This is a genomic window from Bradyrhizobium sp. ORS 86 (assembly GCF_045571475.1).
Classification (GTDB): domain Bacteria; phylum Pseudomonadota; class Alphaproteobacteria; order Rhizobiales; family Xanthobacteraceae; genus Bradyrhizobium.
Window position 1 is genome coordinate 600,769 of the sequence record NZ_CP120699.1, and the last position, 15,816, is coordinate 616,584.

The following is a 15,816-nucleotide window of genomic DNA, read 5'->3' on the forward strand; positions in this document are numbered from 1 at the left end:
TCGATAGACCGTAACCCCTCACCCGATTTGCTGCGCAAATCGACCTCTCCCAAGGGAGAGGTGACCTCCGCCGCTGTTTCAGATCAAGCCAATCCCATCATGTGCTAAAGCGCGATGGGAGGTGAAGCACCGCCCCGCTCCAGCTTAACCTAATCTCATCACGCTTTAGCACTACAGTTGTCATTCCCCGCGAATGCGGGGAATCCAGTACGCCGAGGCCCCTCGAATGGGGCCTTGACGTCTCTGGAATACTGGATCGTCCGCTTGCCGCCTTCGCTAAAGCTCCGGCGGGCCCAAAGCTTTCACCCCGGCGAAGCCTTGGCGAAGACGGGTCGCGGACGAAGACACCGAGATGAAATGCGACTGTAGTGTTAGGCCGGCCGCGGGCTCGGCGGTGCGACGATCCCGGCGAGCAGCACGGCCAGGATACCGGTCAGAAAAATGCCGTCGAACGTGCCGGCCCCGCCGATCGAGGCGATCGGCGCGCCAAGGCTGCCGATCTTGCCGAGGTTCAGGAGGTCGGCGCCGAGCAGTGTTCCCATCGAGCCACCAATATAGGCGAGGGGCGCAGCATATTCGCGGGACAGCAGCAAAGCGAGGATTGCGGTCGCGATGACGGGAACGAACACGGGAACGGCGATTCCGATTCCCTGCACGGGCGTCGCGCTGACATGCACGATGAACGCAATGACCGCAACGGCGATCGCGGCCCTGAGCCAGAGCTGGTAGCGAAGCACGAGATAGGTGGACATCACGGTGGGAATCACCGCGCCGCCGACATTCACGGCGAGGATCGTGCTGGGCGAGGCGACGAAAGGCACGACGTAGCGCATGCCGAAGAAGTCGACGATCTCGCCGGATCGCACCGGCGGGCCGGGCAGCACCGTGATCGGAATGTTGAAATAGCTGCCGATCAACGAACCGAACAGCAGCAACAATGCGACCCCTGGACCGACGCCGAGACGCATATAGGCGTATCTGAGGATACGAAGCTGGATCAGGATCACCAGCGCCACGGCCACCAACACCAGGATCGAGAAGAACCCAGGCGTCAGCGGCAAATACTGAACGTTCGAATCCATCGGCCTCGCTGGTTGGTCTTGACTTTCTCTGTGTTCTTAGTTGGGAACTCCAAGAGCGGATCACAAGGACAGGTCAGAGTCCCGTCATCCTGAGGAGGCGCGCCGCGCCGTCTCGAAGGATGGACGGCCCCGATGCGTCGACCGGGAAAGAGCCGGGCCGTCGACCCTTCGAGACGGCCGCTGCGCGGCCTCCTCAGGGTGACGGTGAGAGAGCGTCGCTGCGTGGCCATGGCGGCCTAGCTCCAAGCCGCGGCATTGAGTTCGACAAGAACAACGAAGCCGCCCGGATAGGCGGCTTCGCGACACTCTGACGTTTGGTCGTTGACCGAATGGCCCCTAGCCGCCGGCCTCCGCGCTGATGATGTCGCCGAACAGCTCCCACTGCCCGTTCTTGAACCGCATCATCTTGAGCTGCTCGATCGGGGCGAAGTCGGTGGCGCTGGTGTTGACCCTGATGCCGGGGATCAGCGTGTCCGGCGTGAAGTCCTTCAGGCTCGCGGCCTGCTTCATCACGTTCTCCCGCGTGAGATTGTCGCCGCACTGCTTCAGCACCTGCACCATGGTCTGCGCCGCGGCATAGCCATAGACCAGATTGGCATCGGAGATGTTGGCGCCCGGCATGTACTTCTCGATGAAGGCCATGAACTTCTTCATGCCCGCATCATCCTTCCATTGCGGGTCGGAGGCGTCCTTCAGATAGCCGGCCGACAGCACGCCTTCGGATGCTTCGAGGCCGGCGGGCTTCATCACCGCACCGATCGAGATCGAGACGTCGGTCATCACCTGCATCGGCCTCCACTGCAACTCGGCGATCTTCTTGATCGCCTGCGCGGCGAATTTCGGCGTCGAGATGTTGACGAACACGTCGGCGCCGGTCTCCTTCAGCTTGACGATGTGGGAATCGATCGACGGTTCGGTGGTCTCGTAGCTTTCCTCGGCGACGATCTTGGCGGACGACTTGCCGAGGACCTCCTTGAGGCCGGCGAGGTAGTCCTTGCCGAAATCGTCATTGGCATAGAAGATCGCGATCTTGGCGTCCGGCTTGGCCTGGAGGATGTACTTCCCGAAGATCCGCGCCTCGACGCGATAGCTCGGCTGGAAGCCCATGGTCCACGGGAATTCCTTCGGATCGTTCCACTTGCTGGCGCCGGTGGCGAGGAAGAGCTGCGGCACCTTCTTGGCGTTGTGATACTTCTGCACCGCGGTCTGGGTCGGCGTGCCCAGCGCATTGAACACCAGGAACACCTCGTCGCTTTCGATCAGCTTGCGGATCTGCTCTACCGTCTTCGGCGGCGAGTAGCCGTCGTCATAGGAGATCCAGTTGATCTTGCGGCCGTTGATGCCGCCCTGATCGTTGATCATCTTGAAATAGGCTTCCTCGGTCTTGCCGATGATGCCGTAGGCGGAAGCTGGACCGCTATAGGCCTCGACATTGCCGATCTTGATCTCGGTGTCGGAGGCGCCGGTGTCGTATTTCTTTTGTGCGAAAGCGGCCTGGGTCGAGAGCAGGCAGAGCGTCGTAGCAGCCGCAAGCAGCGACAGTTTCTTGGTTATCATAAAGGCATTTTCCTCGATTTGATTTTGGTTGGGGACTTACGCAACTCGCCCGCAGCCGGTCCCGATCGACGGTTACGGGGCAACTCGTTTGCGGGATCACGCCGCCGTGTCGGTCGGCTTCGGCTGGCTGAAGTGCTGCCGGAGCGTGGGCTTATGAATTTTGCCCGTCGCATTGCGCGGCAGAGCGTCAATGAACTCGATCAGCCGCGGGCATTTGAAGCGCGCCAGATTGGCTTGGCAATGGGCGTGAACCTCGGCCGGTGTCAGCGAATGGCCAGGCTTCACGGCGATGATCGCCATGCCGACTTCGCCCCATTGCTCGTTCGGGATGCCGATCACCGCGGCTTCGGCCACGGCCGACAATTGATGCAGCACGCTCTCGACCTCGGCCGGATAGACGTTCTCGCCGCCGGAGATGTACATGTCCTTCCAGCGATCGACGATGTAGTAGAAGCCATCCTCATCCATCCGCGTGGCGTCGCCGGTATGCAGCCAGCCGTCAGTGAAGGAAGAGGCGTTGGCGTCCGGTCTGTTCCAGTAGCCCGGCGTGATGTTCGGCCCCTTGACCCAGAGTTCACCGAGCTCACCGACTGCTGCGTCGGCGCCGTCGGGCCGCACGATCCTGACCTCGGTATGCAGCACCGGCTTGCCGGACGAGCCGGCCTTGCGCGCGGCATCCTCGCGGTCGAGCACCATCACGGCCGGCGAGGTCTCGGTCATGCCGTAGCCTTGCTGCAACGCGACGCCGCGCGCTTCCCAGGTCTTCAGGAGCGGCACCGGCATCGGCGCGCCGCCGACCCCGCCGACGACCAGGCGGTTGAAGTCCGCGGTCGCGAAGGCCGGATGCTGAGCCATGAACTGGTAGATCGAGGGCACGCCGAAGAACACGTTGATGCCCTGCGCGGGATCGCTGATCAGCCTGAGTGCCTCACCTGGATCGAACACGCGCATGATCAGCACGGTGCCGCCGGCATGCAGCACCGGGTTGGTATAGCAGTTCAGCCCGCCGGTGTGGAACAGCGGCAGCACCGTGAGCAGCACGGACGACGGCGAGATATAGGCCGGGCCGCCGAGATTGACGCAATTCCAGAACGTCATCCCGTGCGTGATGATCGCACCCTTGGGCTGGCCCGTGGTGCCGGAGGTGTACATGATGGTCGAGATGTCATCGAGCATCACCTCCTCGAACCGCGCGAGCGGTGTGGCTTCTGCGATGCCGGCCTCATACGACCCGCTTGGTCCGAGCCGCAGCGTCGACGCCACATTGCAGAGCTTGGCCACCGCAAGCGCGGTCTCGGCGAGATCGTCGTCGTGGATCATCACCTTCGGCGAGGCGTCGCCAACGATATAGTGCAACTCGGGAACGGTGAGGCGGGTGTTGAGCGGAAGGAAGATCGCGCCGATCCGGAAGCAGGCGAACTGCACCTCCAGCGTATCGGTGGTGTTCAGCGCGAGCACCGCGACACGGTCGCCGCGGCCGACCTTGAGTTCGTCGCGCAAATGGCCGGCCAGGCGCGAGATGCGCATGTCGAGCTCGGCATAGCCAAAGCGGCGTCCGCTGGCGAGATCGACGATCGCGACCTTGTCCGGCGTCCGCCGGCAATGATACGCGATCCAGTCGTAGTAACGAACCGGCACGTTTCCCTCCTCCCGGAACGGCAGTCTTGCGCCGCCTGTTCCTGGCCCGATTGATGGCATGGATCGGCAGTGGAGGGGGCTTGGCCGGATACTGTCTTGCGTTTAGTGGCTGGGGATGGCCAGGCTGGCCTCGGCCGTGCCGGGACAGCCACTCGACGCAAGTTAGCGATAAGAAATCCGGACATCGTCGGCTGCGAGAATCAACGGAGCGCGCGGATGGCAAACCCGTTCTACACCAGCGAGCACGAGGCCTTTCGCGAGGTGATGCGCCGCTTCGTGGCGAAGGAGATCGAGCCTTTCGCCCATCAATGGGACGAGGCGGGTGAGTTTCCCCGTGAGCTCTATGCCAAGGCGTCCGAGATCGGGCTGCTCGGCCTCGGCTTTCCGGAGGAATATGGCGGGATCGCCGCCGATCAGTTCATGAAGATCGTGGCCTCGCAGGAGCTGGCGCGGGCCGGCGCCGGCGGCGTCAGCGCGAGCCTGATGAGCCACACCATCGGCTCGCCGCCGATCGCGCGTGCCGCGCGGCCCGAGGTGAAGGCGCGGGTGCTGCCCGAGGTGCTGGCGGGCCGGAAGATCTCCGCACTCGCAATCACCGAGCCGAGCGGCGGCTCCGATGTCGCCAATTTGCGCACCAGGGCGCGGCGCGAGGGCGATCATTACATCGTCAGCGGCGAGAAAACGTTCATCACCTCGGGGATGCGTGCCGACTATCTGACGGTCGCGGTGCGCACCGGCGGCGAGGGCGCCGGCGGCGTCAGCCTGCTCTTGATCGAGGGCGATACGCCGGGTCTCTCCCGCACCAAGCTGAAGAAGATGGGGTGGTGGGCCTCCGACACCGCGACCTTGCATTTCGACGCATGCCGCGTGCCGGTGGAGAACCTGATCGGCGAGGAGGGCCAGGGCTTCAAGATCATCATGCAGAACTTCAACAGCGAGCGCATGGGCATGGCGGCGAGCTGCACGGCCTTTGCCCGCGTCTGCCTCGACGAGGCGATCGCCTACGCCAAGGAACGCAAGACCTTCGGCAAGCCGATCGCCCAGCACCAGGTGATCCGTCACAAGATCGTCGACATGGCGCAGAGGGTCGCGGCCTCGCAGGCGATGCTGGAGATGCTGGCATGGCGGCTCGGCCAGGGCGAAAGCCCGGTCGCGGAGATCTGCATGATGAAGAACCAGGCGACGCAGACCATGGCTTACTGCGCCTCCGAGGCGGTGCAGATCTTCGGCGGCGCCGGCTTCATGCGCGGCGCCAAGGTCGAGCGCATCTACCGCGAGGTCAAGGTCAATGCCGTCGGCGGCGGCACCGAGGAGATCATGAAGGATCTGGCCTCGAGGCAGATGGGATTGTGATCCTTGCGGCCGTGGAACTGCGAGCGAGCGGCTTCCTCCCTGAAAGGCAGCTCTTTCGGCCGCCACCGGCTACTTTGCATGGGGTTGTTTTCGATATTTTTCAGCGCGCCCTGCGCTTTCGGGGGAGCGCGCCTAGGAATGACGCAGGAGAGAGCGTATCACCTCCGGCCATGGACATCCTGAAACGCCAGCCGCCGCGCGCTGTGCACAGCCACTCAGCGCAAGTCCGCCGCGGCGATGCCGGCTTGCGGGGATGAAGCAAAGGGGAAATGCCTGATGATCACGCTGTACCACTGCGACGCCGCGCGCTCGTTCCGTCCGCTGTGGATGCTGGAGGAACTCGGGCTGCCCTATGAGTTGAAGATGCTGCCGTTCCCGCCGCGTGTGTTCGCCAAGGACTATCTCGGCATCAATCCGCTCGGCACCATACCGTTCATGATCGACGGTGAGACCAGGATGACGGAATCCTCCGGCATCTGCCATTACCTCGGCACCAAATATGGACCCTCGCCGCTGATCGTCGGCATCGACGAGCCGGCCTATGGCGCCTTTCTGAACTGGATGTATTTCTCCGACGCCACGCTCACCTTCCCGCAGACGCTGGTGCTGCGCTACAGCCAGCTTGAGCCGGAGGAGCGGCGCAGTCCGCAGGTCTCAGGCGACTATGCAAAATGGTTCCTCGGGCGCCTGCGTGCGGTCGAGGCTGCTGTGGCGAATTCCGAATTCCTCTGCGCGGGACGCTTCACCGCCGCCGATATCGCCAACGGCTATGCACTCAGGCTCGCCAGCAATATCGGGCTATCAAAGGATTTCGGGCCGAATGTCGCGGCCTACTGGGCCCGGCTGCAGCAGCGCGACGGCTACAAAAGGGCGGTGGCTGCGGAGCAAAAAGCCGGGCTGGAACAGAACGTTGCACCAAGGGTGCGGCCGTGATCCTCACCCCGTCATTGCGAGGAGCCAACGGGTCGCGCGAATGCGCGCCCGATGACAGGCTCCGCGACGAAGCAATCCATACCTCTTCTGCCGCGAGATGGATTGCTTCGCATCGACAGCAATGACGACAGCTTTTATTGGCTCCGTTTCCGGAATTATCTCCTCCAGTGACAGCCCTCGAATTTGCGCTATGGTAGCCGCCATCGCAGTGGCCAAAAGAGCCGCGCGAGGAGGAACCCACCATGGACGCCACCGTGCACGCAAAACACCAAGACTCCGGTCACCGGATGCTGATTACGCCGGAGCGGGTGTTCTACGCCGGGCTGCTCGGCCGTCCGCGCGAGCGCTGCCCGGGCGCATTCTATGTTTATGTCGCGATCCGCGACGGCCTGCATTTGTCGACCAGTGATGGCCGCCAGTTCCATGGCGAGCTCGCCGTGACCATGCCGAACCTGCGCCACACCATCACCAGCGAATACCGCTCCGCGATCGCCGTGGTGATCGAGCCGGAAAGCGTACCCGACGGGACCCTCGAAGCCGTCGCCCGTCGGCTGCAAGGGCCGGACTCCGGCCTGTTCGCGAGTCGTATCCGCGCTGCCTATGCGACTCTCGCCGAGATGCAACATCGCGATGCGATCTCGAACGCCGAGTTCGATACCATGTGCTTCGGCGACGCGCTGCCGCAGCGCGTGCTCGACCCGCGCGTCGTGCGGGCGATCACCCGCATCGGGCAGTTTTCCGGTGAGCCGGTGACCGCGGCGGGCTGTGCGACTGAGGCCGGATTGTCGCCGTCGCGTTTCCTGCATCTCTTCAAGGAGGAGACCGGAATCTCATTCCGCTCCTTCCGCGCCTGGAAGCGCGCGCGGCACCTGCTGCACTTCGCCAACCAGGACATCAACCTCGCGCATCTCGCACAGGACATCGGCTACCCCGATAGCACCCATTTCAGCCACTCGATCCGCCGCTTCTACGGCCTGAAGCCGCGCGCGATCTTCTCCGGCTCGCGCGATCTCGCGATCTATCGGACCGGACAGGCGGTGAACGAACCGGTGTTGACTTAGAATGTCGTCCCGGCCTTCGCCGGGACGACGCTAGAGATTCGCCCCCTCGATCACCTCGCCGAACCGCAGCCATCCGTCGCCCTCGATCCGCTGCAACTGGAGCTGCCGCAGCGGGTGGTGGTTGGTCGGGCTGGTGTTGACGCGGATGCCGGGCAGCAGCGTCGGCACCTCGATATCCTTCAGGCTGTTCGCCTGCGCCATGATGTTGTCGCGGCTGAAGTTGCCCCTGCATTGCTCGAGCACGATCTTGAGCACCTGCGCCACCGTGTAGGCATAGAGGTTATAGCCTTCCTTCGGATTGCCGTCGGGAAAGCACTTCGCCATGAACGCGAGGAAATCCTTCACGCCGGGGTCATTGGCCCAGGCCGGATCGGCGACGTCCTTCACATAGGCCGACGAAATCGTGCCCTGCGCCTTGTCGAGGCCGACCGGTGCGATGGTCGACGAGATCGAGGCGGCGCCGCTGGCGATGAAGTGCATCGGCTTCCAGCCGAGCTCGTGGATCTTGCGGATCGACTGCGCGGCGAATTTCGCTGTCGTGCCCGAGATCAGCACATCGGGATTGGTGCCGCGTAAGCTGACGATCTGGGAATCGATCGTGGGATCGGTGACCTCGTGCGAGGCCACGATGGTCGAGCTTGCGAAACGCTCACCCAGCACGTCCTTGGCACCGGCGACGAAATCCTTGCCAAGATCGTCGTTCTGATAGAGCACCGCGAATTTCGCGTCCTTGTTGCGGCTCAGTGCATATTTGACGAACACCTGTGCCTCGGTGCGAGCGCTCGGCGCAAAGCCCATGGTCCAGGGATAGGTCTTGTAGTCGCCCCACTTGTCGCCGTTCACCGACAGGAACAGATGCGGGACCTTGGCGGCGTTGATGTATTTGACGACAGCCGAATTCGGCGCGGTGCCGAGCATGTTGAACAGGAAGGCGACATTGTCGCTTTCGATCAGGCGGCGCACCTGCTCGACCGTCTTGGCCGGATTGAACGCGTCGTCGTAATAGATGTACTTGATCTGGCGGCCGGCGATGCCGCCCTGCTCGTTCAGCATCCTGAAATAGGCTTCCTGACAGCGCGCCTGCACGCCGAGCGCCGACACAGGTCCGCTGAGTGACGTCGTGCTGCCGATCCTGATCTCCGTCGCGGTGACGCCCGGCGTGTCGTCGGCGAAGGAGGGGCGGAGGCCGGTGAATGCGGTGAGGCCGGCGCCTGCCGCGCCTGCGAGCCATGTGCGCCGGTTGATCGAGACCATGACGTCCTCCCCGCGATGCCGGCTTGTCGTGCCGGGCTTTTGCTCGCCGCAAAGCTAACGCGCTGCGCTGCTGTCCGTCTTGTGTTGACCGGCTGGTGACGTGTCGCCGCGCGAGAGCATCGGATTAGCCAGTCAACGCAAGAAGGCGCGGAGACAAATTTCTCATCATGAGGAAATCAGCAGCGCGCGTGCGCTGCAACCTGGACAAGCGACATCATGAGCGACAAGGCCGTCATCACCTGCGCCCTGAACGGCGTGCTGACCGATCCGAAGCAGCATAACGTTCCGGTGACACCGGAACAGATGGCGCGCGAGGCGAAGGCCGCGTTCAACGCCGGCGCCAGCATCATGCACATCCATCTGCGCCAGCAAGAGCCGAACAAGGGCCACCTGCCGTCGTGGGAGGTTGGTGTCAGCAAGGAGATCCAGCAGGCGATTCGCGAGGCCTGCCCCGGCGTGATTATCAATCACACCACCGGCACCTCGGGTCCCAACTATCAAGGCGCGCTCAACTGCGTGCGCGAGACCCGGCCCGAGATCGCGGCCTGCAACGCGGGCTCGTTGAACTATCTGAAGGTGAAGGCCGACAACACCTGGGCCTGGCCGCCGATGATGTTCGACAACGCGGTCGAGAAGGTGCAGGATTATCTCGATGTGATGAAGGAGGTCGGCACGATCCCCGAATTCGAGTGCTTCGATGTCGGCATCGTGCGCTGTGTCGGCATGTATCGGCAGACCGGCATGTATTCCGGTCCGCTCGAATACAATTTCGTGATGGGCGTCGCCTCGGGCATGCCGGCCGATCCGGAGTTGCTGCCGATCCTTCTCAAGCTGAAGGCGCCGGAGGCGCATTGGCAGGTCACCGCGATCGGCCGCGGCGAGATCTGGCCGCTGCACCAGCGCGCCGCCGATCTCGGCGGCCACCTGCGTAGCGGGCTGGAGGACACGTTCTATCTCGGCGACGGCACCAAGGTGACGTCGAACGGACAACTCGTCGAGGCGCTCGCGGCCTGCGCCCGGCGCGCCGGCCGCGAGATCGCAAGTCCGGCCGAAGCGCGGCAGATTTTTGGGGTCAGGCACTAGCTCCAGGCTATCGCCATTGCCAGCGCAGCGAAGCAATCCGTCTTGCCGTCGGAAGAAAAGAGTGGATTGCTTAGTCGCGTCGCAATGGCCGGAGCAAGAGGCACCACGGAGCAAGCCGAATGGCCATCATTGAGAACACCATCGCGCCCGGCAGTGCCGCCTTCCAGGCCAACCGCGACGGCATGCTGGCGTTGATCGCGCGGATGCGTTCGCTGGAGGAGCGGACGCGCACCGCCTCTGCCGCAGCAAAGGAGCGCTTCCACAAGCGCGGCCAACTCCTGCCGCGCGAGCGCGTTGCGCTGGTGCTCGATCCCGGCTCAGCCTTCCTCGAACTGTCGACACTCGCCGGCTACATGTTCGACGTATCAGATGCCGACAAGAGCGTGCCGGGTGGCGGGCTGATCGCCGGCATCGGCTTCGTCTCCGGCATCCGCTGCATGGTCAGCGCCAATGATGCCGGCATCGATGCCGGTGCGTTGCAGCCCTATGGCCTCGACAAGACGCTGCGGGTGCAGGAGCTCGCGCTGGAGAACAAGTTGCCCTATGTGCAGCTCGTCGAGAGCGCGGGCGCCAATCTGCTGCGCTACCGGGTCGAGGATTTCGTCCGCGGCGGCAACATCTTCCGCAATCTGGCGCGGCTGTCGGCGGCGGGGCTTCCGGTCATCACCGTCACGCATGGCTCGTCGACGGCCGGCGGCGCCTATCAGACCGGTCTGTCCGACTACATCGTGATGGTGCGCGGCCGTACCCGCGCGTTCCTCGCCGGGCCGCCCTTGCTCAAGGCCGCTACCGGGGAGATCGCGACTGAGGAAGAGCTCGGCGGCGCCGAGATGCACACCTCGATCTCGGGCCTCGGCGACTACCTCGCCGAAGACGACCGCGATGCACTTCGCATCGCGCGCGACATCATGGCCAAGCTGCCATGGGACCGTCCGAAGCCGGAACCAGCCGCGGTCAAGCCGCCGCGCTATGAGGCGGAAGAGCTGCTCGGCATCATGCCGATGGATCACAAGCGTCCCGTCGACATGCGCCAGGCGATCGCCCGCTTCATCGACGATTCCGACTTCACCGAGTTCGGTGCCAATTATGGCCCTGCGACAGTCTGCGGCCACGCCCGAATCGAGGGCCACGCCATCGGGATCATCACCAACAACGGTCCGCTCGATGTGCCCGGCGCCAACAAGGCGACGCATTTTATCCAGGCCTGCTGCCAGTCGCGCACGCCGATCCTCTATATGAACAACACGACCGGCTACATGGTCGGCAAGGCCTATGAAGAGGCCGGCATGATCAAGCACGGCTCGAAGATGATCCAGGCCGTGACCTCGGCGACGGTGCCGCAGATCACGCTCTATTGCGGTGCCTCCTTCGGCGCCGGCAACTACGGCATGTGTGGCCGCGGCTTCCATCCGCGCTTCTGCTTCTCCTGGCCGAATGCCAAGACGGCAGTGATGGGCGGCGAGCAGGCCGCCGAGACCATGGCGATCGTCACCGAAGCGGCCGCCGCGCGGCGCGGCAAGCCGATCGAGAAGGAGAAGCTCGACGCGATGAAGGCGCAGATCACGGGTGTTTTCGATAGCCAGATGGACGTGTTCTCGACCAGCGCCCGCGTGCTCGACGACGGTGTGATCGATCCCCGCGATACAAGGGGCGTGCTCGCCGAGGTGCTTTCGATCTGCCGCGAGGCGGAGGCGCGCAACCCGCAGCGCATGCAGTTCTCGGTGGCGCGGCCATGAGCGGTGCAGCAGTGAAGCGGACGCCGTTCTTCAAGATTCTGATCGCCAATCGTGGCGAGATCGCGCTGCGCATCATGCGCACCGCGCGACGGCTCGGCTACGGCGTGGTTGCGGTCTATTCGGATGCCGATCGCGACGCGCTGCATGTGCGCGAGGCCGATCAGGCGGTGCGAATCGGCGAGGCGCTGCCAGCGCAGTCCTATCTGAAGGTCGATGCGATCATCGCCGCGGCGAAGGCGAGTGGCGCCAGTGCCGTGCATCCAGGTTACGGCTTCCTTGCCGAAAACGAAGAGTTCGCGCGGGCCTGCCGCGACGCCGGGCTCGTCTTCATCGGCCCGTCGCCCGAGGCGATCCGCGCCATGGGCAACAAGGCCGGCGCCAAGGCGATCATGCGAGAGGCCGGCGTGCCCTGCGTGCCGGGCTATCAGGGTGCCGACCAGAGCGACGGCGTCATGCTGGCGGAAGCCAAGGCGATCGGCTTCCCTGTCATGATCAAGGCGGTCGCCGGCGGCGGCGGTCGCGGCATGCGGCTGGTTGCGGATGCCGCGGCATTCGCGGATGCGCTGCGCAGCGCGCGCTCGGAGGCGCAGGGTGCGTTCGGCGATCCGACCGTCATCCTGGAACGTGCGATCGTCGGCCCGCGTCACATCGAAATCCAGGTGTTCGGCGACCGCCATGGCAACGCGATCCATCTCGGCGAGCGTGATTGCTCGGTGCAGCGGCGGCACCAGAAGCTGATCGAGGAGGCGCCGTCGCCGGCGGTGACGCCGGAGCTGCGCGCGCGAATGGGCGCGGTCGCCGTGCAGGCGGTGAAGGCGATCGGCTATGAAGGCGCGGGCACGCTGGAGTTCCTGCTCGATCGCGATGGCAATTTCTACTTCATGGAGATGAACACGCGGCTGCAGGTCGAGCACCCCGTGACCGAGGCGATCACAGGGCTCGATCTAGTCGAGCTGCAGCTTCGCATCGCGCGTGGCGAGCCGCTCGGCCTGAAGCAGGAGGACATCACCTTTTCCGGCCATGCCATCGAGGTGCGGCTCTGCTCGGAGGACGCCGGGCACGATTTCATGCCGCAATCCGGCACGATGGCGCTGTGGCAGGTGCCGGGCGATGCCCGCGTCGAGCACGCGCTGCAGTCGGGCGCCGAGATCCCGCCGTTCTATGATTCGATGATTGCGAAGATCGTAAGCCACGGCGAGACTCGCGACGAGGCGCGGAGCAAGCTGATCTGTGCGCTGGAGCAGGTCGCGGCGTTCGGCGTCACCACCAATCAGGGCTTCCTGATCGATTGCCTGCGCCATCCGGTCTTTGCCAGGGGCGAGGCGACCACGGCCTTCATCAGCCAGAACCGCGACACGCTGCTGGCGCCGCGCGCCGACCAGGGCAGCGATATCGCGCTTGCGGCGTTGCTGCTCTACGTCACCAACCCGCACGCGCCGCCCTGGCAGCGCGGCCGGTCGCTCGCCGCGACCTTTCCGCTCGGCTTGCGGATTGATCTCGGCCACGGCGTGCAGGAGGTCGAGATCGTGCGCGAGCGTGACGGCAGCTACATCGCGATTCGCAATGGTGATCGCTTCGGTTTCGAGATCGATGAGCTCGGACCGGACAGCATCCGGTACCGCCGCAACGGATTGATGGAGCAGGCCAGGTTCCTGCGCGATGGCGATCGGCTCTTTATCCTGCATCGCGGCGTTACATTGTCGGTCCGCGACCTCACGCTGGCGCCGCCGGAGAGCGCGGCGGCCGCCGGCGGTGACGGCAAGGTCCGCGCCGCCATGAACGGCCGTGTCGTGTCGGTGCTGGTGAAAGCCGGCGACAAGGTCGCCGCCGGCCAGCCGGTGATGACGCTGGAGGCGATGAAGATGGAGCACGTGCACACCGCCGGCGTTGCGGGCACGGTGTCGTCGATCGACGTCGCCGAGGGCGAGCAGGTGACGACAGGGAAGATTGTGGTGGAGATAGAGGCGGCGGAGGCGGCGGCATAAAGACCGTCGTCCCGGCGAAGGCCGGGACCCATACTCTGCGGCTGGCGTTGTGAACGGGACTCGTCGTTCCAGCCGTATGTCGCAGTTAACATCGGTGAATATGGGTCCCTGCTTTCGCAGGGACGACACCGAGTTTATGAATCAATCCGTCCCGTCCCGTCATTGAGCCAGCACGCCACCTGGTGGCCGGTGCCGGCCTCCTTCAACGCCGGACGCTCGGTCTTGCAGCGGTCGATGGCGAAGCGGCAGCGGGTGTGGAAGGCGCAGCCGGAGGGCGGGTTGATCGGGCTCGGCACGTCGCCTTCGATCATGGGCGCCAGCCGCTTGGACTTGGGATCGGCGATCGGCACCGAGGCAAGCAATGCCTGGGTGTAGGGATGGCGCGGGTTGGCGAACAATTCGTGCTTGTCCGATATCTCGACGATGCGGCCGAGATACATCACCGCGACGCGATGGCTGATATGGGCGACCACCGCAAGATCGTGGGCGATGAAGAGGTAGGAGAAGTTCTGCTTGCGTTGCAGGTCGGTCAGAAGATTGATCACCTGTGCCTGGATCGAGACGTCAAGGGCGGAGACCGGCTCGTCGCAAACGATCAGGCGCGGACCGAGCGAGAGCGCCCGCGCGATGCAGATGCGCTGGCGCTGGCCGCCGGAGAACTGATGCGGGAAGTTCTTCATCTGGTCGGGGCGCAAGCCCACCTGCTGGAACAATTCCGCGACGCGTTCCTGCTTTTTCTTTCCTGTCGCGATGCCATGCACGGTCAGGGGCTCGCCGACGATGTCGCCTGCCGTCATGCGCGGGTTGAGGGACGCAAACGGATCCTGGAACACGATCTGCATCGAGCGGCGATACGGCCGCAGCGCGGTCTTGCTGAGCGGCGCGATATCCTCGCCATCGAGCTTGATCGCACCGCCGGTCGGCTCGATCAGCCGCAGCACGGTGCGCGCTACGGTGGACTTGCCGCAGCCGGATTCGCCGACCAGGCCGAGCGTCTCGCCCGCGCCAAGCGAGAAGCTGACGCCGTCGACCGCATGCACGGTGCCGATTTGCCGGCGCAGCACGCCGCCGCGCACCGCGTAGTGCTTGACGAGATCGGTGACCTCCAGGAGCGGACGCTGCTCGGTCATGATGCCTCCGCCATCTCGCCGGCGCGCCAGCATGCCGCCCAGTGATTGGGCCTCGTCTCCTCGAGCGGCGGATAGGCCTGGCGGCAGCGATCGATCGCGAGCTTGCAGCGCGGCGCGAAGGCGCAGCCGGGCGGTAGCTTGGTCAGCGACGGCACCATGCCGGGGATTTCGGTCAGCCGCGCCTCGGTCTTTGCGCCGAGCCCGATCACCGCCGGCATCGAGGCCATCAGTCCTCGCGTATAGGGATGCAGCGGTGTCTCGAACAGCGCCTCGACGGTCGCTTCCTCGACCTTCTTGCCGGCATACATCACGATCACGCGCTGCGCGGTCTGCGCGACGACGCCGAGATCATGCGTGATCAGGATCAAGCCTGTGCCGAGCCGCTTCTGCAGATCGACGATCAGGGCCAGGATCTGGGCCTGGATGGTGACGTCGAGCGCGGTGGTCGGCTCGTCCGCGATCAGCAGCGCCGGCCGGCAGGCCAGCGCCATCGCGATCATCGCGCGCTGGCGCATGCCGCCGGAGAGCTGGTGTGGATATTCCTGCGCGCGGCGCTCCGGCTCGGGAATACGCACCAGCCGCAGCATGTCGACGGCCTGCTTCCAGGCCTCCTTGTGGCTCGCTTTCTGATGCAGGCGCACCGCCTCGATGATCTGGTCGCCGATCCGCATCACCGGGTTGAGCGAGGTCATCGGCTCCTGGAAGATCATGGAGATGCGATTGCCCCTGATGTCGCGCATCGCGGCCTCATCGAGGGTCAAGAGGTCGGTGCCTTCCAGCGTCACCGAGCCGCCGATGATGCGGCCGGGCGGATCCGGCACCAGGCGCATGATCGACAGCGCGCTGACGCTCTTGCCGCAACCGGATTCGCCGACGATCGCCAAGGTCTCGCCGCGGCCGACCGAGAACGAGACGTCGTCGACCGCGCGGAACAGCCCGGAATTGGTGAAGAACACCGTCTGCAGGTTCTTTACTTCGAGAACCGTCTCTGTCGCCATTGGCTC

12 protein-coding genes are annotated in these 15,816 nt (G+C 64.6%); 6 read left to right on the forward strand and 6 right to left on the reverse strand.

Going from position 1 to position 15,816, the window contains the following annotated elements; genetic code table 11:
• Positions 1-371: 371 nt before the first annotated feature.
• The 3 genes from P6U25_RS02740 to P6U25_RS02750 form a co-directional block, all read right to left on the reverse strand.
• A complete protein-coding gene (locus P6U25_RS02740) occupies positions 372-1,082 on the reverse strand; it encodes a DUF1614 domain-containing protein (RefSeq protein ID WP_407149915.1) in 711 nt (236 codons plus the stop codon).
• A 336-nt stretch (positions 1,083-1,418) separates the two neighbouring features.
• A complete protein-coding gene (locus P6U25_RS02745) occupies positions 1,419-2,639 on the reverse strand; it encodes an ABC transporter substrate-binding protein (protein WP_407149916.1) in 1,221 nt (406 codons plus the stop codon).
• A 96-nt stretch (positions 2,640-2,735) separates the two neighbouring features.
• Entirely contained in the window at positions 2,736-4,277 is a 1,542-nt protein-coding gene (locus P6U25_RS02750) for an acyl-CoA synthetase (protein WP_407149917.1), read from the reverse strand.
• Between the two features lie 216 nt (positions 4,278-4,493).
• Here P6U25_RS02750 and P6U25_RS02755 point away from each other — a divergent pair, with 216 nt between their 5' ends.
• The 3 genes from P6U25_RS02755 (at position 4,494) to P6U25_RS02765 (ending at position 7,624) form a co-directional block, all read left to right on the forward strand.
• Positions 4,494-5,630 (forward strand): acyl-CoA dehydrogenase family protein, encoded by a 1,137-nt coding sequence (locus P6U25_RS02755; protein WP_407149918.1) that lies wholly within the window; start codon positions 4,494-4,496, stop codon positions 5,628-5,630.
• Positions 5,631-5,906: 276 nt separating this feature from the next.
• Entirely contained in the window at positions 5,907-6,563 is a 657-nt protein-coding gene (locus tag P6U25_RS02760; RefSeq protein ID WP_407149919.1) for a glutathione S-transferase family protein, read from the forward strand.
• 242 nt (positions 6,564-6,805) lie between these two features.
• Entirely contained in the window at positions 6,806-7,624 is an 819-nt protein-coding gene (locus tag P6U25_RS02765; protein WP_407149921.1) for a helix-turn-helix domain-containing protein, read from the forward strand.
• Positions 7,625-7,654: 30 nt separating this feature from the next.
• Here the strand turns inward: P6U25_RS02765 and P6U25_RS02770 are convergent, their stop codons facing one another.
• Positions 7,655-8,878 carry an ABC transporter substrate-binding protein gene (locus tag P6U25_RS02770; protein ID WP_407149922.1) on the reverse strand — a complete coding sequence of 408 codons (1,224 nt, stop codon included), beginning with the start codon at positions 8,876-8,878 and terminating at the stop codon, positions 7,655-7,657.
• A gap of 216 nt (positions 8,879-9,094) precedes the next feature.
• Between P6U25_RS02770 and P6U25_RS02775 the strand changes: the two genes are divergently transcribed.
• The 3 genes from P6U25_RS02775 to P6U25_RS02785 all read left to right on the forward strand — a co-directional run bounded on the left by P6U25_RS02775 (position 9,095) and on the right by P6U25_RS02785 (position 13,682).
• Positions 9,095-9,961, forward strand: a complete 867-nt coding sequence (locus P6U25_RS02775; RefSeq protein WP_407149923.1) for a 3-keto-5-aminohexanoate cleavage protein — start codon at positions 9,095-9,097, stop codon at positions 9,959-9,961.
• 119 nt (positions 9,962-10,080) lie between these two features.
• A complete protein-coding gene (locus P6U25_RS02780; RefSeq protein WP_407149924.1) occupies positions 10,081-11,697 on the forward strand; it encodes an acyl-CoA carboxylase subunit beta in 1,617 nt (538 codons plus the stop codon).
• Complete coding sequence (locus P6U25_RS02785; RefSeq protein WP_407149925.1) at positions 11,694-13,682, forward strand: acetyl/propionyl/methylcrotonyl-CoA carboxylase subunit alpha; 1,989 nt, start codon at positions 11,694-11,696, stop codon at positions 13,680-13,682. The genes P6U25_RS02780 and P6U25_RS02785 overlap by 4 nt, the downstream gene beginning before the upstream one ends.
• A 134-nt stretch (positions 13,683-13,816) precedes the next feature.
• Here the strand turns inward: P6U25_RS02785 and P6U25_RS02790 are convergent, their stop codons facing one another.
• Positions 13,817-14,812, reverse strand: a complete 996-nt coding sequence (locus tag P6U25_RS02790) for an ABC transporter ATP-binding protein (protein WP_407149926.1) — start codon at positions 14,810-14,812, stop codon at positions 13,817-13,819.
• Positions 14,809-15,810, reverse strand: coding sequence for an ABC transporter ATP-binding protein (locus P6U25_RS02795; protein WP_407149927.1), 1,002 nt, complete (start codon positions 15,808-15,810; stop codon positions 14,809-14,811). Before P6U25_RS02795 ends, P6U25_RS02790 begins: the two co-directional genes overlap by 4 nt.
• Positions 15,811-15,816 lie beyond the last annotated feature (6 nt).